The organism is Pseudoduganella sp. SL102 (genome assembly GCF_027856995.1).
Lineage (GTDB): Bacteria > Pseudomonadota > Gammaproteobacteria > Burkholderiales > Burkholderiaceae_D > Rugamonas > Rugamonas albidiflava.
This window is the reverse complement of the sequence record NZ_CP115554.1, coordinates 5598451-5624081: the sequence shown is the minus strand read 5'-3', so window position 1 is coordinate 5624081 and position 25631 is coordinate 5598451. Positions and strand designations below refer to the sequence as shown.

The following is a 25631-nucleotide window of genomic DNA, read 5'->3' as shown; positions in this document are numbered from 1 at the left end:
GGTCCTTCAGGTTACCGCGCCGCGAGCGGCGGTGACGTCGTAGGTGGCGTCGTCGAGGATGCGTTTCAGGATAGCCACCGCATCCCACACTTCCGTGAAGCTCGTATACAGCGGCGTGAAGCCGAAGCGCATGATGTGCGGTTCCCGGTAGTCGCCGATCACGCCGCGCGCGATCAGCGCCTGCATCACCGCGTAGCCGTGCGGATGGGTGAAGCTGACATGGCTGCCGCGCCGCGCATGCTCGCGCGGGGTCACCAGTTCGAGCGGGTGGCCGGCGCAGTGTTCCTCGACCAGGGCGATGAACAGGTCGGTCAGCGCCAGCGACTTGGCGCGCAACGCCGCCATGTCGGTTTGTGCGAACACGTCCAGCCCGCACTCCACCAGCGCCAGCGACACCACCGGCTGGGTGCCGCACAGCGCGCGGCCGATGCCCGCGCAGGGCGCGAACGAGGGCGCCCTCGCGAACGGCGTGGCATGGCCCCACCAGCCGGACAGCGGCTGCGTGAATGCCCCCTGGTGGCGTGCGGGCACCCAGATGAACGCCGGTGCGCCGGGGCCTCCGTTCAGGTATTTATAAGTGCAGCCGACCGCGAAGTCGGCCTGCGCGCCATGCAGGTCGACGGGCACCGCGCCGGCCGAGTGGGCCAGGTCCCATACCGCCAGCGCCCCATGCTGGTGGGCCAGGGCGGTCAGCGCGGCCATGTCGTGCATGTGGCCGGTGCGGTAGTTCACGTGCGTCAGCAGCAGCACGGCCGTGTCGTCGCCCAGCGCGGCCGGGATTTCGCCCGGACTGTCGACCAGGCGCACCGTGTGCCCCCGTGCCAGCCAGGCGGACAAGCCCTCGGCCATGTAGATATCGGTGGGGAAGTTGCTGCGTTCGGTCACGATCGCCACCCGGCGCGGATCCGCCGCCTGGATCGCCAGCGCGCCGGCCAGTGCCTTGAACAGGTTGATCGACGTGGTGTCCGTGACGGCGACCTCGCCCGCTTGCGCGCCGAGCAGCGGCGCCAGCCTGTCGCCCAGCCGCTTCGGCATGTCGAACCACCCGGCCGTGTTCCAGCTCGTGATCAGGTCGTTGCCCCATTCCAGCTCGATGACCTCGGCGGCGCGCGCGGCCGCGGCTTTCGGGCGCGCGCCCAGCGAATTGCCGTCCAGGTAGATCACGCCGGCCGGCAGCGCGAAAGCGTCGCGCAATGGGGCCAGCGGGTCGGCGGCATCGCGGGCGAGGCAATCGGTACGGGAGGAATGCATGAGGGCTCCGGGGCGCTTGTCGGAAGAAGGCGGGAGTGTAGCATGGCGGGGATGTCATCCAGGCATCATCCGCCCCGGCGGATATCGTCTTGCGCCGTTGATAACGGGACAGTTAGCGGGAACTGGTTGAGAAATAATCCGTTATCAAAACCGCATGGTTATTACGGAGTTGATGAGATGGCAATTGCGTCGGTAACAGTTGCATGAAAGTCAGTTGAATAAATGTCAGTTAATTAAATGGCAGGTAAATAGATGTCAGTTGAATGAATGGCATCGAAAGATGGTGTAAAAAAAACCGGATTTTTTTCAAAATCACCCTAAAGTTCCCGCCACCCCCGCCGTTACCCCATCCAGATGCCCGGGAAAGCCCCTCTGTTCGTTGCATTGGATGACAGCAAAAAATCTTAAAATTTTTTGCTGATCACCCTAAAGTTTTCAGAACGGCAGCCGTTACCGGTTTAGATGTCGCTAAAAAGCGTCAGTCGCACATCTGCATTACGGCGAGATAAAGACGATTTCCTGTCCGCCACCATCACCCGCAAAGCCGCGCCAGCACTGGCGCGCCGCTCTGATCGCCCTGCGTTTGTCAGACAAACGCTGACAGGGCGCGATCGCCATTTCCCTACCTCAAATACAGACAGCTGCCTCTTCTCGTGCACGGGGCCCTACCGCAGAATGTGTCTCAACGGAAACGCTTTGAGGAGCACACAATGACTGCGAACGACATGATGGCCGAGATCCGCGATGCGAACCTCTCTTATCTGATGCTGGCCCAGCAGATGATCCGCGCGGACAAGGTCACCGCCATCTTCCGCCTCGGCATCTCGGCTGACATCGCCGACCTGATCGAAGGCATGAGCAACGCCCAGATCCTGAAGCTGGCAGGCGGCAACATGATGCTGGCCCGCTTCCGCTTCGACGACAGCGCGATCCTCGGCATGCTTACCAACTACAACAAGGACCGTTCGCTGGCCCAGTCGCACGCGGCGATCCTGATGGCGGGACAGGGCGTCGAAGAAATCGCCTGAGCGGTACACTAAGATCAATACGGGGAGCGGAACATGAGCAATGCGGGCAAAAAGAGCGTCGTCAGCGAAGCACAGGAAATCGGGCTCGCGATCGAGCTGATCAACCTGGGCGCACGGTTGCAGCTGCTGGAATCCGAGGTGTCGCTGTCGCGCGAACGCCTGCTGAAGCTGTACAAGGAGCTGAAGGGCGTGTCGCCGCCGAAAGGCATGCTGCCATTCTCGACCGACTGGTTCCTGACCTGGCAGCCGAACATCCACGCATCCCTGTTCATCAACATCCACGATTTCCTGGTCCGGCACGCCGGTGCCAGCGGCATCCACGCCGTGATGAAAGCCTACCAGCTGTACCTGGAGCAAATGCCGCCGGCGCCCGGCGAAGAGCCGCTGCTGTCGCTGACGCGGGCGTGGACCCTGGTCCGCTTCTTCGGCAGCCGCATGCTGGAGTTAAAAGCTTGCAAGAAATGCCAGGGCAAGTTCATCGTCAACGGCATGGACTTGAACGGCGACTACCATTGCGGCCTGTGCCACATGCCGTCGCGGGCCGGCAAGACCCGCAAATCCCGAGAAGAGGCTGTCGCCGCGTGACCGGCCCACAGCGTTCCCGCTGCAAGATTTCCGTTACCGAAAGCCGGGGTGGCGCATGACGCCACCCCGGCTTTTTCAATTGCCCGCCGTGCGCGCATTGCTCGTGCAGCTGGTCGCACTGCTGCCCACCGCCGCGCTGGGCGTGGCGCTCGACGCGTTCGGCCACGGCCTGAGCCTGCTGGAAGCCGCCGTGCTGCAGGGCGCCATCGCCATGCTGATCACGTGGAAGATCGGCCTGGCGCCGTGGTGGCGCATCATCGAACTGCTGTTCCCGGTCGCGCTGCTGGCGGCACTGGCACTGCGCCTGCCGCCGATCCTGTTCCTCGCCGTGTTCATCGTGCTGCTGGGCTGGTATTGGTCCACGTTCCGCACCCAGGTACCGTATTTTCCGTCCAGGCCGGCGGTCTGGCATGCTGTCGAAGCCTTGCTGCCGGCGCGCCCCGGCGTGCGCGTGATCGATGTCGGGAGCGGGCTGGGCGGATTCACGCTGCACCTGGCGCGGGTCCGCCCGGATGCCGAATGCGCCGGCATCGAGCTGGCGCCGGTGCCGTATTTATATTCGACGTGGCGTGCCAGAATAAGCGGCAGCCGGGCCCGGTTCATCCGCGGCGATTATGAAAAGATTCATTTCGGCGACTACGACCTGGTGTTTGCTTATTTATCACCGGCGGTAATGTCGGGCTTATTTGACAAGGCGCGCCGGGAAATGAAAGTTGGCAGTCTGTTAGTGAGTTACGAATTTAATATCCCGGGTTTCAAGCCGGACAAGACCATCTTTACCACAGAGGGGGCTCCACCACTATTTGTTTGGGCGTTTTGATTGGCTTTCCCTTGCGAGGCGGGCTTTCTCACGCTATTGTAGTTCCCTGTGGAATTATTTTGCGGCGCCCGTGTTTTGCCGTGGTATCCGGTTGCCCCACTACTTCATAGGAGTTTGCAGGCTTGCTATTAATTATCGGTTATATCGTGGTCTGCGCCAGCGTGTTCGGCGGCTACGTAATGTCTGGCGGACACATCGCGATCCTGTTCCAGCCGTTGGAACTGGTGATGATCGGCGGCGCTGCCCTGGGTGCCCTTTTCGTCGGCAACAACAACAAGTCCCTCAAGGCCACGCTGGCCGCGTTGCCCACGCTGCTCAAGGGCTCGCGGTACACGAAGGAACTGTACATGGACCTGATGTCGCTGCTGTTCGACATCCTGTCGAAGGTGCGCAAGGAAGGCCTGATGTCGATCGAAGGCGATATCGAGACGCCGGAACAGAGCCCGCTGTTCTCCAAGTACCCGTCGGTGCTGGAGGACCACCATATCGTGGAATTCATGACCGATTACCTGCGCCTGATGGTGTCCGGCAATATGGATGCGTTCCAGATCGAAAACCTGATGGACAACGAACTGGAAACCCACCACCACGAGGGTGCGGTGCCGGCGCACGTGATCGCCAAGCTGGGCGATGGCCTGCCGGCCTTCGGTATCGTGGCGGCGGTGATGGGCGTGGTGCACACGATGGAATCGGTGGGCATGCCGCCTTCCGAGCTGGGCCTGCTGATCGCCAAGGCGCTGGTCGGTACCTTCCTCGGTATCCTGCTGGCCTACGGTTTCGTCGGCCCGCTGGCCAGCCTGCTGGAGCAGAAACTGGAAGAATCGTCCAAGATGTTCCAGTGCGTGAAAGTCACGCTGCTGGCCAGCCTGAACGGCTACGCGCCGGCGCTCGCGGTCGAATTCGGCCGCAAGGTCCTGTACTCGACCGAGCGCCCCACGTTCGCCGAGCTGGAAGATCACATCAAGAAATCCAAGTCCAAGTAATGGATCTCGATAAACCTATTGCGCGGCGCCATACGCTGGTCTGCGGTACTCCGCACCGGCGGACCGGTCGTACTAAAGTACGACTGCGTGCCTCAACCAGGTCTGACGTCGCTCATTACGGTTTCCCGAGGTCCATGGTAGGCAAGATCAACTTGCAGTGGAGTAAGCATCATGGCTGATGAAGGCCTGCGGCCCATTATCGTCAAGCGCATCAAGAAGGGCGGCGGCGGTCACCACGGCGGCGCGTGGAAGATCGCGTATGCCGACTTCGTGACGGCGATGATGGCGTTTTTCCTGCTGATGTGGCTGCTGGGTTCGACCACCAAGGGCGACTTGAACGGGATTTCGGAATTCTTCAAGACGCCGCTGAAGGTGGCCATGCAGGGCGGTTCGGGCAGCGGCGACAGCTCGTCCGTGATCCCCGGGGGCGGCAAGGACCTGACGCGCAAGGATGGCCAGGTGAAGGGCGGCGACGACCCCGCGACGACCAAGAAGACCTTCAACCTGACGGCCGCGAAACAGGCCATGGAACGGGAAGAAACGCAGCGACTGCAGGGGCTGAAGGAGCGCCTGCAGCAGAAGATCGAGAATTCGCCCGCGCTGCAGAAGTTCAAGAACCAGCTGTTGCTCGACTTCACCAGCGAAGGCTTGCGGATCCAGATCGTGGATGAGCAGAACCGGCCCATGTTCCCCAGCGCGAAGGCCGAGCTGGCCGGCTATACCCGCGAGATCCTGCAGGAGATCGGTCCGATCCTGAACGACGTGCCGAACAAGATCGGCCTGTCCGGCCATACCGATGCCACGCCGTATTTCTCGGAAAACGGCTACAGCAACTGGGAACTGTCGGCCGACCGCGCCAATGCGTCGCGGCGCGCGCTCGTTCAGGGCGGGATGCAGGACAATAAGGTGATGCGCGTGGTTGGCCTGGGATCGGCCGTGAACCTGGACCGCAAGGATCCGTTCAATCCGATCAACCGGCGCATCAGCATCATCGTGATGAACAAGAAAACCGAAGAGGGCCTGATGCGCGATGCCGGCAAGCTGGAGATCGGTACCGGCGACGGGGCGGCGCAGGAAGCGACGCAGGAACCAGCACCGCCGGTGCCGCTGGCACGGCAATAAGAAGCAAACCACGCAAGAAGCGTCAACGCGAGATTTACATGAACAGAAAAAAAATCCTCGGCTCCCACGTGAAGCGCCTGCTGTCCGGTGTGTCGGACCACGGCAAGCGGCACCTGACGGAGGTGGAGACCGACCTGCTGCAGACCAACCTGCTGCTGGAAGAAGCCATCGAGAAGCTGTCGCAGAACTTCATGGCGATCCACTCGGCCGTGAATGACCAGCAAGGCACGATCCGCCTGCTGCTCGACGGCGGCACGCCTTCGCTCGACGCCAAGGAAAAGCTCGAGGCCATGAACGACCAGGTCGGCACGTATGTCAACGCGGCGATCACCAGCATGCAGTTCCAGGACATGACGAGCCAGCTGATCGACCGCACGCTGAAGCGCGTGACGGGCCTGCGCGAGTTCCTCGCCACGCTGGGCGCCCATGGCGCCGAGATGAACCCGGACAGCGACAACGACGAGATGGTCGAGCTGCTGGGCAAGGTCAGCATGGCGCTGGCGATCCAGAGCCTGGAATTGCGCAACGTGCTGCGCAAGGCCGTCAGCCAGAAGCACCTCGAGAGCGGCGACATCGAGCTGTTCTGAGCACGACGCCTGCACAACCAGATAAACCACAGCGGGCCACCAAGCGCCGCCATTCAGCAATAGTAGATAAGTGAGATAACAACATGGCTAAAACGATTCTTGCGGTTGACGATTCCAGCTCCCTGCGCCAGATGGTGGCGTTCAGCCTGAAGGCCGCCGGCTACCAGGTGGTGGAAGCCGTCGACGGCGTGGACGGCCTGGAAAAAGCCAAGCAGGGCGCCGTGGACCTGGTGCTGACCGACCAGAACATGCCGAAGATGGATGGCTTGCAGCTCATCAAGAGCCTGCGCGAACTACCCGCCTACGCCAAGACGCCGATCCTGATGCTGACCACCGAGTCGTCCGACGAGATGAAGGCCAAGGGCCGCGCGGCCGGTGCCAACGGCTGGCTGGTCAAGCCGTTCGATCCGCAGCGCCTGATCGAGGTGGTCAAGAAGGTCATCGGCTGATCATGCGTGCCGCAAGCCTGGCAAACAGCATTCGCGGAGTAGCGCCATGACCATCGATATAAGCCAGTTCTTCCAGGTCTTCTTCGACGAGGCCGAGGAACTGCTGGCTGAAATGGAGCGGCTGCTGCTGGCGGTCGACATCGACGCGCCGACCGAGGAAGACCTGAACGCGATCTTCCGCACCGCCCACTCGGTGAAGGGCGGCGCCGGCACGTTCGGCCTGACCGACATGACCGAAGTCACGCACATTCTCGAGACCCTGCTGGACCGGATCCGCAAGGGCGAGATGGCGCTCACGCTCGACCATGTCGACGCCTTCCTGGCCGCCAAGGATGCGCTGAAGATGCAGCTCGACGGCCACCGGCTGGGTACCCCGGTCGACCAGGATGCCGTCGGCGACGTGCGGATGATGCTGCAGCACCTGGCGCAGGACGTGCAGGTGGAAGCGATCGCCCACGTGGCGCCGGCCTTCCAGGGCGCCGTCACGGAAAGCGAGACGGTCGACCACAGCGGCGGACGCCGCTGGCGCCTCGAGCTGCCGAAGATGGCGCACCGCGAAGTGACGGCGCTGGCGGCCGAGCTGGGCCTGCTGGCCCACGTGGTCGTCGCGCCGATCGACAACGACCGCAACGCGATGGTCGTCACCACGCATGAAAGCCTGGACGACATCGTGGCGATCTGCTCGTTCGTGCTGAACACGGAAGACATGCACATTGTCGAGCTGCCGCCACTGACGGACGAGCAGGCGGCGCTGGAGCAGGCCGCCCGCAAGGAAGTCGAGGACGATCTCGGCTACGGGTTCTTCGAGCCCCTGACGTCCGCGGAAAAGACGGCGACGCAATCCGGCGAAGGCTACGGTTTCTTCCAGCCCCTGGAAGAGATCCGTGCCAGCGCCGCGAGCGGCAGCGAAGACGCGCGCGGCTACGGCTTCTTCCAGCCGGTCGAGCAGATCCGCGCCGCCGCGGGCATCAAGGACACGCCACCGGCCGAGCAGGCCGCCGAGGACCGCAAGGCACTGAAGAAGGAAGTGGAGAAAGCCGCTTCCGCCGTCGCGCAGGCCCCCGGCGCCGAATCGTCGTCGATCCGCGTGTCCATCGAAAAGGTCGACCAGCTGATCAACCTGGTGGGCGAGCTGGTGATCACGCAGGCCATGATCGAGCAGCGCGTCGATGCGCTGGACCCGATGGTGCACGAGAAGCTGCTGGCCTCGGTGGGCCAGCTGACGCGCAACACCCGCGACCTGCAGGAAGCGGTGATGTCGATCCGCATGATGCCGATGGACTTTGTGTTCTCGCGCTTCCCGCGCATGGTGCGCGACCTGGCCCACAAGCTGGGCAAGAAAGTGGACTTCATCACCAACGGCGCGGCCACGGAACTGGACAAGGGCCTGATCGAGCGCATCGTCGACCCGCTGACGCACCTGGTGCGCAACAGCATCGACCATGGCATCGAGATGCCCGACGTGCGGCGCGCCGCCGGCAAGGCCGACGCGGGCCGGCTGTTCCTGTCGGCGTCGCACCAGGGCGGCAACATCATCATCGAGGTATCGGACGATGGCGGTGGCCTGAACCGCGATCGCATCCTGGCCAAGGCGAAGCAGAACGGCCTGCCGGTGTCGGACACGATGCCCGATGCCGAGGTGTGGCAGCTGATCTTCGCGCCGGGCTTCTCGACCGCCGAGCAGGTGACCGACGTGTCCGGCCGCGGCGTGGGCATGGATGTCGTCAAGCGCAACATCACGGCGATGGGCGGCACGGTCGATATCCGCTCGGCGAAAGGTTTCGGCACCACGATCTCGATCTCGCTGCCGCTGACGCTGGCGATCCTCGACGGCATGTCGATCCGCGTGGGCGAGGAGGTGTACATCCTGCCGCTGGGCTTCGTGGTCGAGTCGCTGCAGCCCGAGCGGAAGGACGTGCGCGAGATCACCGGCAAGGGCCGCGTCGTCAAGGTGCGCGGCGAATACCTGCCGCTGATCCCGCTGTACCAGATGTTCGGCATCGCGCCGCGCTTCTCCGAACCGTGGGAAGGGATCCTGGTGATCCTGGAAACCGAAGGCAGGAAGGCGTGCCTGTTCGTCGACGAACTGGTCGGCCAGCAGCAGGTGGTGGTGAAGAACCTGGAATCGAATTACCGCAAGGTGGCCGGCATCTCCGGCGCCACCATTCTCGGCGACGGCGGGGTGGCACTGATCCTGGACGTGGCCGCGCTGATCCGCTCGTCGCGCCAGCTGGTCGGCGAAGCCACGCTGAGCGAGTTGGGCTGAGCGAACCAGGCCGAGGGCCCGGACCCGGCCAGTGCGGAGTGAATCGAACGCGCTGAACCGAACGGGCCGAACCAGAACCACCCGAATTGAACTACCCGAATTGAACTACCGAATTGAACATCATGAATAGCAAAGGACACAACATGGCAGACGCAAACCAGCATGCCGACATCGCGGGCCACGAGTTCCTGGCCTTCACGTTGGGCAAGGAAGAATACGGCATCGACATCCTGAAGGTGCAGGAGATCCGCGGCTACGAAGCGGTGACCCGCATCGCCAACGCGCCGGAATTCATCAAGGGCGTGATCAACCTGCGCGGCATCATCATCCCGGTGGTGGACATGCGCATCAAGTTCCGCCTGGGCGAGCCGGTGTACGACCAGTTCACCGTGGTGATCATCCTGAACATCAATGGCCGCGTGGTGGGCATGGTGGTGGACAGCGTGTCCGACGTGACCACGCTGGAACCGGACCAGATCAAGCCGTCGCCGGAAATGGGCACCGTGTTCTCGTCCGAGTACATGATCGGCCTGGGTACCGTCGGCGAACGGATGCTGATCCTGATGGACATCGACAAGCTGATGTCGAGCCCCGAGATGGGCCTGATGGACAAGACCGCCGCATAAACGGCATCGAATGACACACAGCGGCCAGCTCCGGCAGAGGGCGTACCGCACCTATCGGAAACGGGTATTGACATGAACGTACGGAACTTCAAGATCGGCACGCGCCTCGGCATCGGATTCGGCATTATCCTGCTGATCCTGGTGGCGCTGGTGCTGACCGCCAACGGACTGAATCACCGCAACAAGTCGCAGCTGAACGAGGGGCTGGAACTGACCAGCGCCAAGAGCCGCGCGGCCATCGCGATGAAGGCGGCGATGCTGGAATCGGGCATCGCCATGCGCAACATCGGCCTGCAGTCCGACGTCGAGCTGATGCAGAAGGAAGAAGCCAAGGTCAAGGCGCAGCAGGCGCGCTATGCGGAAGCGCTGGGCAAGCTGGAAAAGCTGGGCCTGGACGACGCCGAAAAGAAGGTGCTGGTCGACCTGGCGGCGCTGGACAAGGATGTCGACGCGGCGTTCAAGGATGCGATGGCGCAGGTGATGGCCTTCAATGCCGAAGGCGCGACGAAGATCATCTCGGGCCGCATCGACCCGCTGAACACGCGCGCGCTGGAAGCGCTGAACCGCCTGGTGGACCTCCAGCATGCGGCCATGAAGACGCTGCAGGAACGCTCGGTGGAAGCGGATAACCGCGTGCTGATGCTGACGCTGCTGCTGGGCGCGCTGGGCGTGGCCGTCGGCGTGGTGTGCGCGGTCTTCACGACCCGCTCGATCACCGTGCCGCTGGCCGGCGCCGTCGAGGTGGCGCAGCGCGTCGCCGCCGGCGAGCTGACCTCGCGCGTGGTGGTCGAGGGCAAGGATGAAACCAGCGAACTGCTGCAGGCACTGAAGGACATGAACGACAGCCTGGTGAAGACCGTGGGCCAGGTGCGCAGCGGTACCGAGACCATCGCGCTGGCCTCGCAGGAAATCGCCTCGGGCAACGCCGACCTGTCGGCGCGCACCGAAACCCAGGCCAATTCGCTGGGCGAGACCGCTTCGTCGATGGGCACGCTGACGTCGACCGTGAAGCAGAACGCCGACAACGCGCGGCAGGCCAACCAGCTGGCCGTCACCGCGTCGTCGGTGGCGGAAAAGGGCGGCCAGGTGGTATCGCAGGTGGTCGACACGATGGGCTCGATCAAGGCCAGTTCGTCGAAGATCGTCGACATCATCGGCGTCATCGATGGCATCGCCTTCCAGACCAACATCCTGGCCCTGAACGCCGCGGTGGAAGCGGCACGCGCCGGCGAACAGGGCCGCGGTTTCGCGGTGGTGGCGTCGGAAGTGCGCAACCTGGCCCAGCGTTCGGCCAGCGCGGCCAAGGAAATCAAGGCGCTGATCGACGATTCCGTGACCAAGGTCGATGCCGGCGGCAAGCTGGTCGACGAAGCGGGACAGACCATGGGGCTGATCGTCACGTCGATCCGCCAGGTGGCCGACATCATGGGCGAGATCACCGCCGCCACGCAGGAACAGAGCCAGGGCATCGAGGAAGTCAACGTGTCGATCGCGCAGATGGACGACATGACGCAGCAGAACGCGGCGCTGGTGGAACAGGCGGCTGCCGCGGCCGAGAGCATGCAGGACCAGGCGCAGCGCCTGGCCGAGGCGGTGGCGATCTTCAAGCTGGGCGGCGAAGCAACCGCGGCGCTCCCGGCGGTGGCCAGCACCAAGCCAGCCTTCAAGCCGGCCGTGAAGCCGGCCGTGCTCCCCGCCGCCAAGGCGGCTCCGAAACCGGCGGGCAAGGTGGCCGTGGCCTCGCCGGCAGCGAAGAAGACCGCTGCCACGCCGGCAGGCGACGACTGGGAAGAGTTCTGAGCCCCCGGGAGCGATGATGTCCAGAGATACCGTCAAGGAATTCGACTTCAACGGCCGCGACTTCGAGCGCGTGCGTGGACTGATCTACAAGCGGGCCGGCATTTCGCTGGCCGACAGCAAGCAGGAGATGGTCTACTCGCGCCTGGCGCGCCGGCTGCGGGCGACCGGCATCACGTCGTTCGCCAAGTACCTGGACGACCTGGAAGCGGGGCGCATGCCCACCGAATGGGAATCGTTCACCAACGCGCTGACGACGAACCTGACGTCGTTCTTCCGCGAGGCGCATCATTTCCCATTGCTGGCCGAGCACGTGAAGAAGCACAAGGGTGAAACGCTCAACATCTGGTGCTCGGCCAGTTCCACGGGCGAGGAACCGTACTCGATCGCGATCACCGTGTGCGAGGCGCTGAACACGCTGACGCCGCCGGTGCACATCATCGCCACCGATATCGACACCAACGTGCTGGCCACGGCCGCCAACGGCATCTATCCGATCGAACGGATCGAGAAGCTGACGGCCGAGCAGCAACGCCGCTTCTTCCTGAAAGGGAAGGGCGACAAGGCAGGCATGGTGCGGGCCCGCCCGGAACTGCGCCAGCTGATCACGTATCGTCCGCTGAACCTGCTGGAAGAGCGGTGGGACATCCGTGGACCGTTCGACGTGATCTTCTGCCGCAATGTGATGATTTACTTCGACAAGGCCACGCAGCGCAAGATCCTGTCGCGCTTCGTGCCCCTGATGAAACCCGACGGCCTGCTGTTCGCCGGGCACTCCGAGAATTTCCTGTATGTGTCGGACTCCCTGAAGCTGCGCGGCAAGACCGTGTATGAGCTGGACAATGCCGCGCGGGTCGCCGTGCAGCAGCGGGCTTGAGGGCGCGAGCGCAATTGAAAGACACATGATGGACAATGAACACATCGCCACCAACGTCTACTACGACCGAACGTTCGACTGCGAGGCGGCGAAGATCCTGCCGGGCGAATACTACTTCACGCAGAAGGACATGCTGATCGTGACCGTGCTGGGATCGTGCGTCTCGGCCTGCATCCGCGACCGCGTGTCCGGCCTGGGCGGCATGAACCACTTCATGCTGCCCGATGGCGGCGCGGATGCGAACAGCCCCGTGTCCGCGTCGGCCCGCTATGGCACCTATGCGATGGAAATCCTGATCAACAGCCTGCTGAAATCGGGCGCCCGGCGCGACAACCTGGAAGCCAAGGTGTTCGGCGGCGGCGCGGTGCTGAAGGGTTTCACCGCCATGAACGTGGGCGAGCGCAACGCGGCATTCGTGCAGACCTTCCTGCGCAACGAGCGCATTCGCGTGGTGGCCGAGGACTTGAACGACATCTACCCGCGCAAGGTGTATTTCTTCCCCCGCAGCGGCAAGGTGCTGGTGAAGAAGCTGATGCAATCGCATAACGATACGCTGGCCAAGCGCGAAATCGAGTACGCCAGCCGCCTGAAGAAGCAGCCGGTCGCCGGCGAAATCGAGTTGTTCTGACTGGCCCCCTTTCTGGCTGCCACGTCACACGACGCCGTGATACGTGACGCTGTGATACGTGACGCTGTACTACATGACGCTGTGATACAAGGTACTTCGAGGTATTTATGAAAATCAAGGTCGTCGTCGTCGACGATTCCGCGCTGATCCGCAGCGTGATGACGGAAATTATCAACAGCCAGCCGGACATGGAAGTGGTCGGTACGGCGCCCGATCCGCTGGTCGCGCGCGAGCTGATCAAGCAAACCAATCCGCACGTGCTCACGCTCGACGTGGAAATGCCGAAGATGGATGGCCTGGATTTCCTTGAAAAGCTGATGCGCCTGCGGCCGATGCCGGTGGTGATGGTGTCGTCGCTGACCGAGCGCGGCTCGGAGATCACGATGCGCGCGCTGGAACTGGGCGCCGTGGACTTCGTGCAGAAGCCGAAGATCTCGATCCAGACCGGCATGCGCGAGTATGCCGACCTGATCGCCGACAAGATCCGTGGCGCCGCCAAGGCCCGCATCCGGGCGCGCACGCTGCCCCAAGCGGGCGCCGAAGGGCACGCACCCCTGCCACAATTACGCAATCCGCTGATGTCGTCCGAAAAACTGATCATCGTCGGTGCGTCGACCGGCGGCACCGAAGCGATCCGCGAATTCCTGATGCAGATGCCGTCCGACTGCCCGGGGATCCTGATCACGCAGCACATGCCGGAAGGGTTTACGCGCTCGTTCGCGAAGCGCCTGGATTCGCTGTGCAAGATCTCGGTGCAGGAAGCGCAAGGCAACGAGCGCGTGCTGCCGGGCCATGCCTATATCGCGCCCGGCCACTCGCACCTGCTGCTGGCGCGTTCCGGCGCGAACTACATGACCAAGCTCGACAACGGCGAGCCGGTGAACCGGCACCGGCCCTCGGTGGATGTGCTGTTCCGCTCGGCCGCGCAGCACGCCGGCAAGAACGCGGTGGGCGTGATCCTGACCGGCATGGGCAAGGATGGCGCGGCTGGCATGCTGGAGATGAAGGGAGCCGGGGCGTATAATTTTGCGCAGGACGAAGCCAGTTGCGTGGTGTTCGGCATGCCGCGCGAGGCGATCGCGGTCGGCGCCACCCATGAGGTCGGCGCGTTGCAGGCGCTGCCGGGCATGGTGCTGGGCTACCTGGCGCAGCACGGCATGCGTGCCTTGCGAGTGTAAAGAACATAAAGAACATAAAGAACATAAAGAACAGGGCTCATCGGCCCTCCCGGTGGATACTGGCCGGGCATGATGGCCGTGAGCAGGTGGAACTGGGCCGGATCCGGCGCGGGATCTGGGCAAATTCGGCGCAGGTTTCATGCGGATTTGCGCAATCCCGGCGCGAACCTTGCGCAATATGGATGCGATATTGGCGTGATAGATACGGATGTGGTTTTTTCAGGGGCAATTAGGGTGTGCTTCATTCCCTAGAGGCAACTTAAATGCTATCCTTCAAAGATGCTGGTGGCGCGACCCAAACCGACACTCATTATTTATAACCGCGTAGAGAAACAACGGAGCAATTCATGGCTGATCCAAAGATGAAATTTCTGGTAGTAGACGACTTCTCGACGATGCGCCGCATCGTCCGGAATCTGTTGAAAGAACTGGGTTATGCCAATGTGGACGAAGCCGAGGACGGCGTGATGGCCCTGGCCAAGCTGCGCTCGGAACAGTTCGACTTCGTCGTGTCCGACTGGAACATGCCGAACATGGATGGCCTGACCATGCTGCAGAACATCCGTGCCGATCCCGCGCTGGCCAAGCTGCCGGTGCTGATGGTGACCGCCGAAGCCAAGAAGGAAAACATCATCGCGGCGGCCCAGGCCGGCGCCAATGGCTACGTCGTCAAGCCTTTCACGGCGGCCACGCTGGATGAAAAGCTGAACAAGATCTTCGAAAAACTCGGAGCCTGATCCATGGTTGAGCAAGCCGGCGGTGCCGTCGTCAACGGCGCGGATCCGCATGAAGAGTTCCTGGCGCGCATCGGTCACATGACCCGTGCGCTGCACGAGAACCTGCGCGGGCTGGGCCTGGACAAGCTGATCGAGAAGGCGGCCGAGGATATCCCCGACGCCCGCGATCGTCTCGACTACGTGGCGCGCCTTTCCGAGGACGCCGCCCAGAAAGTCCTCAATGCCACCGACGAAGCCGGCCCGTTGCAGGACCGCATCTGCAGCGATGCCAAGGAATTGTCCGGTGCCTGGCAGGCCCTGCTGGATGGCCAGGGCAATGACGGGAACGACAGCGCCGAGTGGCGCGCCCTGGCGCAGCGTACCATCGCGAGCCTGGCCGCCACCACCGAAGCCACCGGGGCCACCAAGGGCCACCTGATGGACATCATGATGGCGCAGGACTTCCAGGACTTGACCGGCCAGGTGATCAAGCGCGTGACCGCCATCGCGCAAAACCTCGAAAAACAGCTGGTCCAGACGCTGATCGACTTCGCACCCGAGCAATTGAAGAAGGAGCTCGACACCGGCCTCCTCAACGGTCCGCAGATCGACAAGGCGAAAGACGGCGTGGTGGCCGACCAGAGCCAGGTCGACGACCTGCTCGACAGCCTCGGCTTCTGATCCCGGGCGGGCCACGCGGCTCGCTTTTCCCCATTCCCATGCACCAGACGCATTTCCTCGTTCGCGAGCCCTTGCTCGACCCGCAGCAGCGCGTGGTCGGCTATGAACTCGCGTGGCAGCTCGATGCCAGCGCGGCGCCCACGCTGGCCGAGCTGGAAGACCTGGTCGGCTTCGTCGCCGTCCACGTCAACGATGCCGAGCGGGGCTGGCTGCTGCGCGACAAGACGCTGTTCCTGCAGGCGGTACCCGGCATGCTGTCCACGGATGCGCTGCACGACCTGCCGCCGCAGCACACCGTCCTGTCGATCCGCACCGCCGAACTGGCCAATCCCGATACGCTGGCCGCCGTGCGCGCGCTACGCGCCGGCAATGTCGGCATCCTCCTGCGCAACTGTGACCTGGCGCGTGCCGGCAACCGGCTGCCGATGATCGCGTCGTACGTCGAAGTGCGCTTCACGGGGGCCGACGTGGCCGCCCAGGCGCGTGCCTATGCGGCGCTGAAGCAGTCGTCGGTGCGGATGGTCGGCCGGCCCGTGGCCACCTGGGCGGACTTCGATGCCTGCGCCGCGCTGGGCATCGATGCCTTCGTCGGCAAGCTGCACCTGACACCGCGGCCGGGAACCGACGTCAAGGGCATGAACCCGGCACAGACCACCATCCTGCAGCTGATGCAGATGGTGCAGGCCAATGCCGACGTGCCGAAGATCGAGAGCGTGCTGAAGCGCGATGCCGCGCTGTCGTACAAGCTGCTGCGCTACATCAACTCGGCCGGCTTCGGTGCCGGCCGGGAAATCCAGTCGCTCCGGCAAGCCATCGCGCTGCTGGGCTACCAGCCCCTGTACCGCTGGCTGACGCTGCTGCTCGCTACCGCCAGCACGAGCGGCTATTCGCCGGTGCTGCTGGAAACGGCCGTGGTGCGCGGCCGCCTGGCCGAACTGCTGGGCCTGGCCGCGCTGGGCCGTGCCGATGCCGAGAACATCTTCGTTGCCGGCATGTTCTCCCTGCTGGACCGGCTGCTGGGGATTCCCATGAAGGAAGTGCTGGAGGCGGTGCCGCTGTCCGCGGAAATCGTCACCGCGCTGCTGGAGCGGGGCGGCCGGTTCGGCCCGTACCTGGCGCTGGCCGAGGCGTGCGAGCTCAACTCCAGCCTCGTCGCTTCGCTGGCCGCCTCGCTGCAGCTGACGCCCGAAGAAGTCAACAAGGCCCACCTGTCGGCGCTGGCGTGGACGCAGAACGTCACGGGCTGAACATCCGAAGGCGAAAACCGCGCCACCAAAAACGGTGACAGTCACCATTTTTTCTGCAATGTTTCCCGAAAAACGGTGACAGTCACCATTTTCCCTGCAATGTTTCCCGAAAACCGGTGACAGGCTCCGATTTCCAGGAAATGTTTCTGTAAAAACGGTGACAGGCTCCGATTTCCAGGAAATGTTTCCCGGAAAATGGAGCCTGTCACCGATTTTTTTGAAACAGCCGCGTCGCGGAAGATGGACCGTGCGTCAGATTTCCAGGTTGTCGATCAGGCGCGTGGTGCCCAGCTTCGCAGCGGCCAGCACCACCAGCGGTTCGCCCTGCGCCAGGTCGCCGGCGTTCGGCGGTTGCAGGTCGGCGCGCTTGCGGATGCTGATGTAGTCCGGCTTCCAGCCGCGCGCGGCCAGCTCGTCCATTGCCTTGTGCTCGAGCTGGAACACGTCCAGGTGGCCCGCGCGCATTTCATTGGCGACGAAATTGAGCGCGTTGTACAGCGCCGGCGCTTCGGCGCGCTCGGCGGCGGACAGGTACATATTGCGCGACGACAGCGCCAGGCCATCTTCCGCGCGGAACGTTTCGGCGCCGATGATCTGCGTCGGCAGCGCGAACTGGCGCGACATGTTCCGAACGATCATCAACTGCTGGTAATCCTTCTTGCCGAACACGGCCACCTTCGGCTGCACGCACGAGAACAGCTTCGTCACCACCGTGCATACACCGTTGAAAAACCCCGGGCGGAATTCGCCTTCGAGGATATTGCCCAGGCCATCCGGCGGCTGCACGCGGTATTCCTGCGGTTCCGGATACAGATCCTTTTCGGTCGGCGCGAACAGCACGTACACGCCTTCCTTTTCCAGCTTTTCCACGTCGGCCTGGAAGGTGCGGGGGTATTTGTCGAAATCCTCGTTCGGACCGAATTGCAGGCGGTTCACGAAGATCGATGCCACGACGGGGTCGCCATGCTTGCGCGCCAGCCGCATCAGCGACAGGTGGCCTTCATGCAGGTTGCCCATCGTGGGTACGAACGCGGTGCGCAACTGGCCCGAGAGCTGGTCACGCAGTTCTTCGATGGAGGAAATGATTTTCATAATATTCTTCTTGGTTCAGACGAAAATTCGGGACACGCAGCCGCGCCGGGTATTCCGGTGCTTCATGCCGGAGAATACGCGAGACGCACGTAGATCGGGGCAAACGGTTCGGCCTGGGTAATCTCGATCAGGGTTTCCTTCGCCAGTTCCAGCATCGCCACGAAATTGACGACCAGGACCGGCACGCCGGCGCCCGGATCGAACAGGTCGGCAAACTCGACGAAACGCTGCGATTGCAGGCGGCGCAGGATGTTCGTCATGTGCTCGCGCACCGACAATTCTTCGCGCGAAATCCGGTGATGCTGCTTCAGCGTGGCCCGTTTCATCAGGCCGCGCCAGGCCGCCTGCAAGTCCGCCGGGCTGACGTCGGGCCAGGCTGGCGCCAGGCTCTGCTCGATGAAGATCTGCGTGCGGACGAAGTCGCGGTCGACCTGCGGCAGCGTGTTCAAATCGTAGGCGGCCAGCTTGATCTGCTCGTACTCCAGCAGGCGGCGCACCAGTTCCGCGCGGGGATCCTCGGCTTCGAGCTCGATGTCGTGCGGGCGCTGCGGCAGCAGCATGCGCGACTTGATCTCGATGAGCATGGCCGCCATCAGCAGGTACTCGGCCGCCAGCTCCAGGTTCGACAGCCGGATCTGCTCGACATACTTCAAATACTGCAGCGTGACCTGGGCCATCGGGATATCCAGGATATTGAAATTCTGGCGGCGGATCAGGTACAGCAACAGGTCGAGCGGACCTTCGAAAGCGTCGAGGAAGATTTCCAGCGCGTCGGGCGGGATGTACAGGTCGTTGGGCAGCTTGAGCAGCGGCTCGCCGTACAGACGCGCGAAAGCAGCGCCTTCGGCAGGAGCCGTGGCGCTGTTCCCGGCCGGCAGCGCCGCGGGGGGCGCATCCGGCACTGCGGCGGTCACGCTGTCTTGCGTGCCGTCCGCCGCATCCTGTGGCAGCATGCGTGCCGTCCCGAAGGATCAGAGCTTGTTCTGGTAGACGTAAGGCTGTTGTGCGATGCGGGAAGCGCGCTGGCGGGATTGCTCGTCCAGCGAAGTGGGTTCCTTGTCCCACAGCAGGGAACGGCCCTGCTGCTGGCCCGCTTCGATGCTCGGGTTCTTTTCCTTGAGAGCCTTGATGAACTGGGTGTGATCGGACTCGTAACCGCGGTGTTGTTTGAACAGGAGTTTCATATCGTGAAAGAAGGGTGAAAACCAGCGGCTATTCTACCGCGCTGCGGCATGCTGAAGGGAATTTCCGGAATGTCTTGTCCGCATTTCTGGCTTCGCTGCAACGGCTTGCCGGATCGGGTATTCTTTCCTGCAATGAATTCACGCCTGACACTCCGCACCGCCGGCCTTCTCACACTCGCGCCCCTGCTGTGGGCCGGCAACGCCATCGTGGGACGGCTCGTACACGACCTCGTGCCGCCGATGACGCTGAACTTCCTGCGCTGGCTGCTCGCGCTGGGAATCCTGCTGCCGCTGGCGGGGCCGGTGTTCGGCCGCGATAGTGGACTGTGGCGGCACTGGCGCCGCTACGCCTTGCTGGGGCTGCTTGGCGTCGGTATGTATAACGCGCTCCAGTACCTGGCGCTGCAAACCAGCACGCCGATCAACGTCACACTGGTCGCGGCCGGCATGCCCGTGTGGATGATGGCAACCGGCTGGCTGTTCTTTGGCGCCAGCGTATCGCGCAAGCAGATGATCGGCGCCGTGCTGTCGATCGGCGGCGTATTGGTCGTATTGGCGCGGGGTGAATGGCACCATTTGATGGAATTGCGCCTGGTGGCGGGCGACCTGTTCATGATCCTGGCGACGATCGCCTGGTCCCTGTATAGCTGGCTGCTGATACGGACTTCGGAACCGGCCGAATTGAAGAGTAACTGGGCGTCGTTCCTGGTGGCCCAGGTGGGATTCGGCGTCGCATGGTCCGGTTTATTCGCGGCCGGTGAATGGGCATTCACGGATGCGGTCATCCACTGGAATGGCACATTGCTCGCCGCACTGGTGTATGTGGCCATTGGCCCGGCAATCATCGCATTCCGCTGCTGGGGGGCAGGTGTGCAACAGGCTGGCCCGGCAATTGGCGCATTCTTCAGTAACCTGACCCCGCTGTTCGCCGCGCTGATGTCGTCCGCATTTCTCGGCGAGGCGCCGCACATTTACCACGGCATGGCATTCGTATTGATCGTCGGCGGTATTGTCGTGTCATCACGCCGCGCATCATGAGTGCGCCCGGCTCGATATAGACCTGTTATCTTGGCTTCCTCCCCACGCATGCGGAGGCACCATGTTCAAGAAGCTCGCCGCCATCGCCGCGGTGCAATCGATATTGCTCGCCTGCCTTGCCGCATGCGACCAGTCGACACCGCCGAAACCGCCCAAACCCATTGCGGAGCAAACCCAGCAAGATAGCCGGCCCTGAGCGCCGGCTTTTTTCATTTCGCGGCAAAAACATTTGCCATGTTTGACCGGCATTCCTTCCGAAAACATTTTCCAAAAACCGGGGTCAGACCCCGATCTGAGGAAACATTTCCAAAAACGGGTCTGTCCCCGTCTTCAGGAAAAGTTTCCAGGACTCGGGGACTGTCCCCTTTTTTTGGAAATGTTGATAAGGTCGCAATAGAAGCAACGCCAGAATGTTCAATTCGCGCCACTTTTTGGCCCGATTATGCTGAAAATTGGCATGAGGTCGGCGAAACAGCCGGGCGGCTGTCACCGAAACACAGCTATCAACGGAGGGTGCGGCGCATGACCAGCGGGGCTGGTTCAAGAGGGTTGGCGTGGGAGTATTCCAGCTCTTCGGCAAGTTCAAAGGAAAAGGCGGAATAAAAGTCGACCAGCTTGCGCTGATCGCTGCGCACCGCGAGGCGCAATTCGCCGATGCCGCTGTCGATGCCGTGGTGAATCACGGCTTCCAGTAAATGCTGGGACAGGTTATTGCCGCAGTAATCCGGCAATATGCCCATCCTTAATATTTCCCAGCAATCCGTTTCGGTCTCGTGGGGCAGCCAGCGTACCGAACCGATCGGCTCTTTTTCGTTCAATAAAAGAAAACCGCCGCCCTGGCGCAGGTGTTCTGCGACGAGGACGGCGGTTTCCCGGTGGCCACTGGAAGTGACGCTGACTTTACCGGCCCACGCATTGCGCGTGAGGCCGGCAATTATCGGTGCGTCGTCATCAAAGGCAGTCCGGACGACAAATTTCATCGTTGACGAGAATCCCTGTTATCGGATGCGCATGCCCGGCTCGGCGCCCGGCCATGGGTTGAGGATATAAATGCCCGGATTGGCTTTTTCATCCGTGGCGGATGCGGCCAATACCATGCCTTCGGAAACGCCGAATTTCCCCATCTTGCGCGGCGCCAGGTTCGCCACCAACACCGTCAATTTACCGACGAGATCGGCCGGCTGGTACATCGACTTGATGCCGGAGAAAATATTGCGGTGGCGGCCTTCGCCCACGTCCAAGGTGAGGCGCAGCAGTTTCTCGGAACCTTCCACGTGTTCGCAGTTAACGATCTTCGCGATCCGCAAGTCGATCTTCATGAAATCGTCGATCTTGATTTCCGGCGCCAATTCCTCGATACCGGTGGCGGAGCCCGCATCGGCAGCCGGTGCCGAAGTCGCGGCCGGCGCGGCGGCGGAGGCAACGGGAGCGGCCACGGCGGCCGGCTTCGGCGCATCGAACAGCTCGTCGATCATCTTGGCATCCACCCGGGTCATCAGGTGGCTGTAGGCGCCGATGGTGCGGCCCAGCATGGCCGACGAGGCCGCTTCCACGCCCGTATCGGCCCAGGTCAGGCTGGCATCGTTCAGGAACGCCTGCACCTTCGCCGCCACGCCCGGCAGCACCGGCGACAGCAGGATGGTCAGCTGGCGGAACAGGATCAGCGCCGTCGTGCAGACGTCGTGCAGTTCGGCCAGCTTCGTTTCATCCTTGGCCAGCACCCAGGGCTTGTTTTCATCGACGTACTGGTTCGTCACGTCGGCGATTTCCATGATCTCGCGCAGCGCCTTGCCGAATTCGCGGCTCTCGTAGCTCAGCGCGATCGAATCGGCGCGGACATGGCCTTCGGCATCCGTCAGTGCGCGCTTGATCCAGCCCAGCGAGGTATCGGACAACTGGGCCGACAGCTTGCCATCGAATTTCTTGGCAATGAAACCGGCGCACCGGCTGGCGATATTGACATACTTGCCGATCAGGTCCGAATTGACGCGGGCAACGAAATCCTCGCCCGTGAAGTCCAGGTCTTCCACCTTGGAATTGAGCTTGAAGGCGATGTAATAACGCAGCCATTCCGGATTCATGCCCAGGTTCAGGTAGCGCAGCGGCGAAATGCCGGTGCCGCGCGACTTGGACATTTTTTCATTGTTCACGGTCAGGTGACCGTGCACATTGACTTTCAGGTTGTCGATCACCGGGTGGTCGGCGAATTTCAGCATCGCCGGCCAGAACAGCAGGTGGAACGAGACGATATCCTTGCCGATGAAGTGGATCTGCTCGGCGGCCGGGTCGCGCAGGAAGGCGTCGTAATCGATGCCTGTCTTGCTGAAGTAATTCTTCAGCGACGCCAGGTAGCCGACCGGCGCGTCCAGCCACACATAGAAGAACTTGCCCGGCGCGTCGGGAATCGGGATGCCGAAATAGGGCGCGTCGCGGGAAATATCCCAGTCGGCCAGCTTTTCGCCGGCTTCGCCCAGCCATTCCGATACCTTGTTCACCATTTCCGGCTGCAGCCGGCCCGGGGTATTGAGCCAGTCGCGCAGGAATTCAAAGCAGCGCGGGTCGGACAGCTTGAAGAAATATTGTTCGGAAGGCTTCAATACGGGCGTGGCGTTGGTGAACACGGAATACGGATTCACCAGGTCGGTCGGCTGGTAGGCGGCGCCGCATACTTCGCAATTGTCGCCATACTGGTCCTTCGCGCCGCATTTCGGGCATTCCCCCTTGATGTTGCGGTCCGCCAGGAACATGCCCTTGACCGGGTCGAAGAAGCGGTCGACGGTTTTCGTCTGGATCAGGCCATTGTCGCGCAGCTTGCGGTAGATCCCCTGCGACAGCTCGACGTTTTCCGGCGAATCGGTGGAATACCAGTTATCGAAGGCGATATGGAAACCGTCCAGGTACTGGGCGCGGCCGGCGGCGATCTTGGCCACGAATTCCTGCGGCGTGATGCCTTCCTTTTCGGCGGCGATCATGATCGGCGTGCCGTGGGTATCGTCGGCGCCGACGAAATGTACTTCGCGCGGCCGGAATTCACCTTCCACCACATCGCGCTGCATTCGCTGGAAACGGACCCAGATGTCGGCCTGGATATATTCCATCATGTGGCCGATATGGAAGGCGGCGTTTGCGTAGGGCAGGGCGGTGGTGACGAACAGCTTGCGAGTCATGGTCAGCGCGAAGAAATGATATAAAAGGACCATTTTACCAGCCCATGCGGCGGCGTGCGGGCTTGCTTGACCTCATGTCCCCAGCCGATTTGCGCTAGACTTCCGCTTCAATCACGGAGATTTACATGAGCATCACAGTCGAAGACGTCAAGGCAGCCCTGTCCCGGGTGGTCGATCCCAACACCGCCAGGGATTTCATCGCCACCAAGTCGGTCCGCAACCTGAAAGTGGACAATGGCCAGATCAGCCTGGATATCGAGCTGGGTTATCCGGCGAAAACCCAGATCGAGCCGATCCGCGCCAGCGTGCTGGAAGCACTGCAAGCCTTCGGCCTGCCGGTCAGCCTGAATGTCTACAGCAAGATCATCGCCCACACGGTGCAGCGCGGCCTGAAGCCGCTGCCCAATGTCAAGAACATCATCGCCGTCGCTTCCGGCAAGGGCGGCGTCGGCAAGTCGACCACCGCCGTCAACCTGGCGCTGGCCCTGGCCGCCGAGGGCGCCACGGTCGGCGTGCTCGATGCCGATATCTATGGTCCGTCGCAGCCGATGATGCTGGGTGTGTCGGGCCGCCCGATCACCAAGGATGGCAAGTCGATGGAGCCGATGGAAAACCACGGCGTGCAGGTGTCGTCGATCGGCTTCCTGATCGATCCGGACGAGCCGATGGTGTGGCGCGGCCCGATGGTCACGCAGGCGCTGCAGCAGCTGCTGGACCAGACCAACTGGCGCGACCTCGACTACCTCGTCATCGACATGCCGCCGGGCACCGGCGACATCCAGCTGACGCTGTCCCAGAAGGTACCGGTGACGGGCGCGGTGATCGTCACCACGCCGCAGGACATCGCGCTGCTGGATGCCCGCAAAGGCCTGAAGATGTTCGAGAAGGTCGGCATCCCGATCCTGGGCGTGGTGGAAAACATGAGCACGCACATCTGCTCGAATTGCGGCCATGTCGAGGAAATCTTCGGCGCCGGCGGCGGCGAGAAGATGACCCAGGATTTCAAGGTGGACTTCCTGGGCAAGCTGCCGCTGAAGATGTCGATCCGCGAGCAGACCGATTCGGGCAAGCCCACGGTGGTGGCCGACCCGGATGGCGCGGTGGCCGGCATCTACCGGGAAATCGCCCGCAAGGTGGCGATCCGCGTGGCGGAAAAGGCCAAGGACATGAGCAGCAAGTTCCCCACCATCGTCGTGAAGAACGACTAAGCGGATGAGGCACGCCACCGTTCTCGCCGCCCTGCTTGCCGCCGTGACAGCGGCCGCGCCGGCATTCGCGCAATCGGCCGCCTGGCAGCCGCAAGCCAGCGGCACGCAGGCGGAGCTGCGCGGCCTGTCGGTCGTCAGCACCACGGTGGCCTGGGCCAGCGGCGCGAAGGGCACCGTGTTGCGCACCGTCGATGGCGGTACGTGGAGCGTGATGGTGGTGCCGGGGGCGGAGAAGCTGGACTTCCGCGACATCCACGCGATCGATGCCGATACGGCGATCGTGATGAGCGCCGGCCCCGGTGACGCGTCGCGCATCTACCGCACGGCCGATGGTGGCGCAACGTGGCAGCTGGCCATCACCAATCCCGAGCCGCGCGGCTTCTGGGACGCGATCGCGTTCTGGGATGCGCGCCGCGGCATCCTGTTCGGCGATCCGGTCGATGGCCGCTTCCAGGTGCGCGTCACGCACGACGGCGGCGCCACGTGGCAGCCGGTAACCGACGAGACGGGCTTGCGCGCGCTGCCCGACGAGGGTGCCTTCGCGGCCAGCGGTACGTGCCTGACCGTGGCCGGCAGCGGCGATGCCTGGTTCGCCACCGGCGGCGCGCAAAACCCGCGCGTGTTCCACTCGAAGGATGGCGGGCGGACCTGGCAGGCCGCCGCGGTGCCGGTGGCTGCCGGCGCGCCGGCCCGCGGCCTGTTTTCCGTAGGGTTCCGCGATGCGCAGGTGGGCATCGCGGCGGGTGGCGACTACAAGGAAGTCGCGCTGGCGGGCGTAAACGGCGCCCGCAGCGAGGATGGCGGTGCCAGCTGGACGCCCGTGCAGGTACTGCCGGCCGGCTACATGTCGGTGGTGGTGCCGGTGCGCGGCGCCGCCGACACGTTCGTGGCGGCGGGCCTGGCCGGTTCCGGTTACTCCGGCGATGCCGGCAAGAGCTGGAAAGTGCTGGACCGCACGCCGGTCAACACCGTCGGCTTCGCTTCGCCGTCGGCCGGCTGGGCCGTCGGGCCGAAAGGCATCGTCCTCAAGTACACGGGCGCGCCGCTGGGCAAGTGACGGCCGCGGGATGTCTTCGCCACGCAGGCGGCGCCCGGCCGCCT

Annotated in this window: 26 protein-coding genes; 20 read left to right on the top strand and 6 right to left on the bottom strand. The window is 63.1% G+C overall.

Annotated features, from left to right (window positions below; genetic code table 11):
* Nucleotides 1-6 precede the first annotated feature (6 nt).
* Entirely contained in the window at nucleotides 7-1251 is a 1245-nt protein-coding gene (gene kynU, locus OU994_RS23690; RefSeq protein ID WP_281607940.1) for a kynureninase, read from the bottom strand.
* A gap of 710 nt (nucleotides 1252-1961) precedes the next feature.
* Here kynU and flhD point away from each other — a divergent pair.
* The 16 genes from flhD to OU994_RS23610 all read left to right on the top strand — a co-directional run bounded on the left by flhD (nucleotide 1962) and on the right by OU994_RS23610 (nucleotide 16841).
* Nucleotides 1962-2279, top strand: coding sequence for a flagellar transcriptional regulator FlhD (gene flhD, locus OU994_RS23685; protein ID WP_131144806.1), 318 nt, complete (start codon nucleotides 1962-1964; stop codon nucleotides 2277-2279).
* A gap of 33 nt (nucleotides 2280-2312) precedes the next feature.
* On the top strand, nucleotides 2313-2864 hold the full coding sequence (flhC, locus tag OU994_RS23680; protein ID WP_281607939.1) for a flagellar transcriptional regulator FlhC: 552 nt from the start codon (nucleotides 2313-2315) through the stop codon (nucleotides 2862-2864).
* Between the two features lie 142 nt (nucleotides 2865-3006).
* The gene (locus tag OU994_RS23675) at nucleotides 3007-3684 is read left to right on the top strand and encodes a cyclopropane-fatty-acyl-phospholipid synthase family protein (RefSeq protein ID WP_281607938.1); all 678 of its coding nucleotides are present in this window, start codon (nucleotides 3007-3009) and stop codon (nucleotides 3682-3684) included.
* Between the two features lie 122 nt (nucleotides 3685-3806).
* Nucleotides 3807-4667: a flagellar motor stator protein MotA gene (gene motA / locus OU994_RS23670; protein ID WP_281607937.1), complete on the top strand. Its 861-nt coding sequence runs from the start codon at nucleotides 3807-3809 to the stop codon at nucleotides 4665-4667.
* Nucleotides 4668-4838: 171 nt separating this feature from the next.
* The gene (gene motB, locus OU994_RS23665; RefSeq protein ID WP_281607936.1) at nucleotides 4839-5789 is read left to right on the top strand and encodes a flagellar motor protein MotB; all 951 of its coding nucleotides are present in this window, start codon (nucleotides 4839-4841) and stop codon (nucleotides 5787-5789) included.
* A gap of 38 nt (nucleotides 5790-5827) precedes the next feature.
* The gene (locus OU994_RS23660; protein WP_131144811.1) at nucleotides 5828-6376 is read left to right on the top strand and encodes a chemotaxis protein; all 549 of its coding nucleotides are present in this window, start codon (nucleotides 5828-5830) and stop codon (nucleotides 6374-6376) included.
* Nucleotides 6377-6459: 83 nt separating this feature from the next.
* The gene (locus OU994_RS23655; RefSeq protein WP_131144812.1) at nucleotides 6460-6825 is read left to right on the top strand and encodes a response regulator; all 366 of its coding nucleotides are present in this window, start codon (nucleotides 6460-6462) and stop codon (nucleotides 6823-6825) included.
* Between the two features lie 46 nt (nucleotides 6826-6871).
* Nucleotides 6872-9091 (top strand): chemotaxis protein CheA, encoded by a 2220-nt coding sequence (gene cheA / locus OU994_RS23650; RefSeq protein ID WP_281607935.1) that lies wholly within the window; start codon nucleotides 6872-6874, stop codon nucleotides 9089-9091.
* Nucleotides 9092-9234: 143 nt separating this feature from the next.
* Nucleotides 9235-9717 carry a chemotaxis protein CheW gene (locus OU994_RS23645; protein WP_137313842.1) on the top strand — a complete coding sequence of 161 codons (483 nt, stop codon included), beginning with the start codon at nucleotides 9235-9237 and terminating at the stop codon, nucleotides 9715-9717.
* A gap of 72 nt (nucleotides 9718-9789) precedes the next feature.
* The gene (locus tag OU994_RS23640; protein ID WP_281607934.1) at nucleotides 9790-11517 is read left to right on the top strand and encodes a methyl-accepting chemotaxis protein; all 1728 of its coding nucleotides are present in this window, start codon (nucleotides 9790-9792) and stop codon (nucleotides 11515-11517) included.
* A 13-nt stretch (nucleotides 11518-11530) separates the two neighbouring features.
* A complete protein-coding gene (locus tag OU994_RS23635) occupies nucleotides 11531-12391 on the top strand; it encodes a CheR family methyltransferase (RefSeq protein ID WP_131144816.1) in 861 nt (286 codons plus the stop codon).
* 28 nt (nucleotides 12392-12419) lie between these two features.
* The gene (gene cheD, locus OU994_RS23630; protein ID WP_131148944.1) at nucleotides 12420-13019 is read left to right on the top strand and encodes a chemoreceptor glutamine deamidase CheD; all 600 of its coding nucleotides are present in this window, start codon (nucleotides 12420-12422) and stop codon (nucleotides 13017-13019) included.
* Between the two features lie 107 nt (nucleotides 13020-13126).
* Entirely contained in the window at nucleotides 13127-14197 is a 1071-nt protein-coding gene (locus tag OU994_RS23625; protein ID WP_131144817.1) for a chemotaxis response regulator protein-glutamate methylesterase, read from the top strand.
* A gap of 347 nt (nucleotides 14198-14544) precedes the next feature.
* A complete protein-coding gene (gene cheY / locus OU994_RS23620; protein WP_131144818.1) occupies nucleotides 14545-14934 on the top strand; it encodes a chemotaxis response regulator CheY in 390 nt (129 codons plus the stop codon).
* Nucleotides 14935-14937: 3 nt separating this feature from the next.
* Nucleotides 14938-15594 carry a protein phosphatase CheZ gene (gene cheZ / locus OU994_RS23615; protein ID WP_131144819.1) on the top strand — a complete coding sequence of 219 codons (657 nt, stop codon included), beginning with the start codon at nucleotides 14938-14940 and terminating at the stop codon, nucleotides 15592-15594.
* A 38-nt stretch (nucleotides 15595-15632) separates the two neighbouring features.
* The gene (locus OU994_RS23610) at nucleotides 15633-16841 is read left to right on the top strand and encodes an EAL and HDOD domain-containing protein (protein ID WP_281607933.1); all 1209 of its coding nucleotides are present in this window, start codon (nucleotides 15633-15635) and stop codon (nucleotides 16839-16841) included.
* 252 nt (nucleotides 16842-17093) lie between these two features.
* Here OU994_RS23610 and panC read toward each other — a convergent pair whose 3' ends face one another.
* From panC to OU994_RS23595, 3 genes are all read right to left on the bottom strand, one after another.
* The gene (gene panC / locus OU994_RS23605; RefSeq protein ID WP_131144821.1) at nucleotides 17094-17933 is read right to left on the bottom strand and encodes a pantoate--beta-alanine ligase; all 840 of its coding nucleotides are present in this window, start codon (nucleotides 17931-17933) and stop codon (nucleotides 17094-17096) included.
* Nucleotides 17934-17995: 62 nt separating this feature from the next.
* The gene (locus OU994_RS23600) at nucleotides 17996-18886 is read right to left on the bottom strand and encodes a ScpA family protein (protein WP_281607932.1); all 891 of its coding nucleotides are present in this window, start codon (nucleotides 18884-18886) and stop codon (nucleotides 17996-17998) included.
* Nucleotides 18887-18904: 18 nt separating this feature from the next.
* Entirely contained in the window at nucleotides 18905-19117 is a 213-nt protein-coding gene (locus OU994_RS23595; RefSeq protein ID WP_131144823.1) for a DUF3460 family protein, read from the bottom strand.
* Nucleotides 19118-19249: 132 nt separating this feature from the next.
* On the opposite strand from OU994_RS23595, the gene OU994_RS23590 reads away from it, so the two are divergent.
* Entirely contained in the window at nucleotides 19250-20155 is a 906-nt protein-coding gene (locus OU994_RS23590) for a DMT family transporter (RefSeq protein ID WP_281611700.1), read from the top strand.
* 61 nt (nucleotides 20156-20216) lie between these two features.
* A complete protein-coding gene (locus OU994_RS23585; protein WP_259772419.1) occupies nucleotides 20217-20351 on the top strand; it encodes a hypothetical protein in 135 nt (44 codons plus the stop codon).
* A gap of 307 nt (nucleotides 20352-20658) precedes the next feature.
* Here OU994_RS23585 and OU994_RS23580 read toward each other — a convergent pair whose 3' ends face one another.
* Nucleotides 20659-21135 carry a GNAT family N-acetyltransferase gene (locus OU994_RS23580; protein WP_281607931.1) on the bottom strand — a complete coding sequence of 159 codons (477 nt, stop codon included), beginning with the start codon at nucleotides 21133-21135 and terminating at the stop codon, nucleotides 20659-20661.
* An 18-nt stretch (nucleotides 21136-21153) separates the two neighbouring features.
* Nucleotides 21154-23322 carry a methionine--tRNA ligase gene (gene metG, locus OU994_RS23575; protein WP_281607930.1) on the bottom strand — a complete coding sequence of 723 codons (2169 nt, stop codon included), beginning with the start codon at nucleotides 23320-23322 and terminating at the stop codon, nucleotides 21154-21156.
* 125 nt (nucleotides 23323-23447) lie between these two features.
* On the opposite strand from metG, the gene apbC reads away from it, so the two are divergent.
* Complete coding sequence (apbC, locus tag OU994_RS23570; protein ID WP_281607929.1) at nucleotides 23448-24530, top strand: iron-sulfur cluster carrier protein ApbC; 1083 nt, start codon at nucleotides 23448-23450, stop codon at nucleotides 24528-24530.
* 4 nt (nucleotides 24531-24534) lie between these two features.
* Nucleotides 24535-25587: a hypothetical protein gene (locus OU994_RS23565; RefSeq protein WP_281607928.1), complete on the top strand. Its 1053-nt coding sequence runs from the start codon at nucleotides 24535-24537 to the stop codon at nucleotides 25585-25587.
* Nucleotides 25588-25631: the final 44 nt, after the last annotated feature.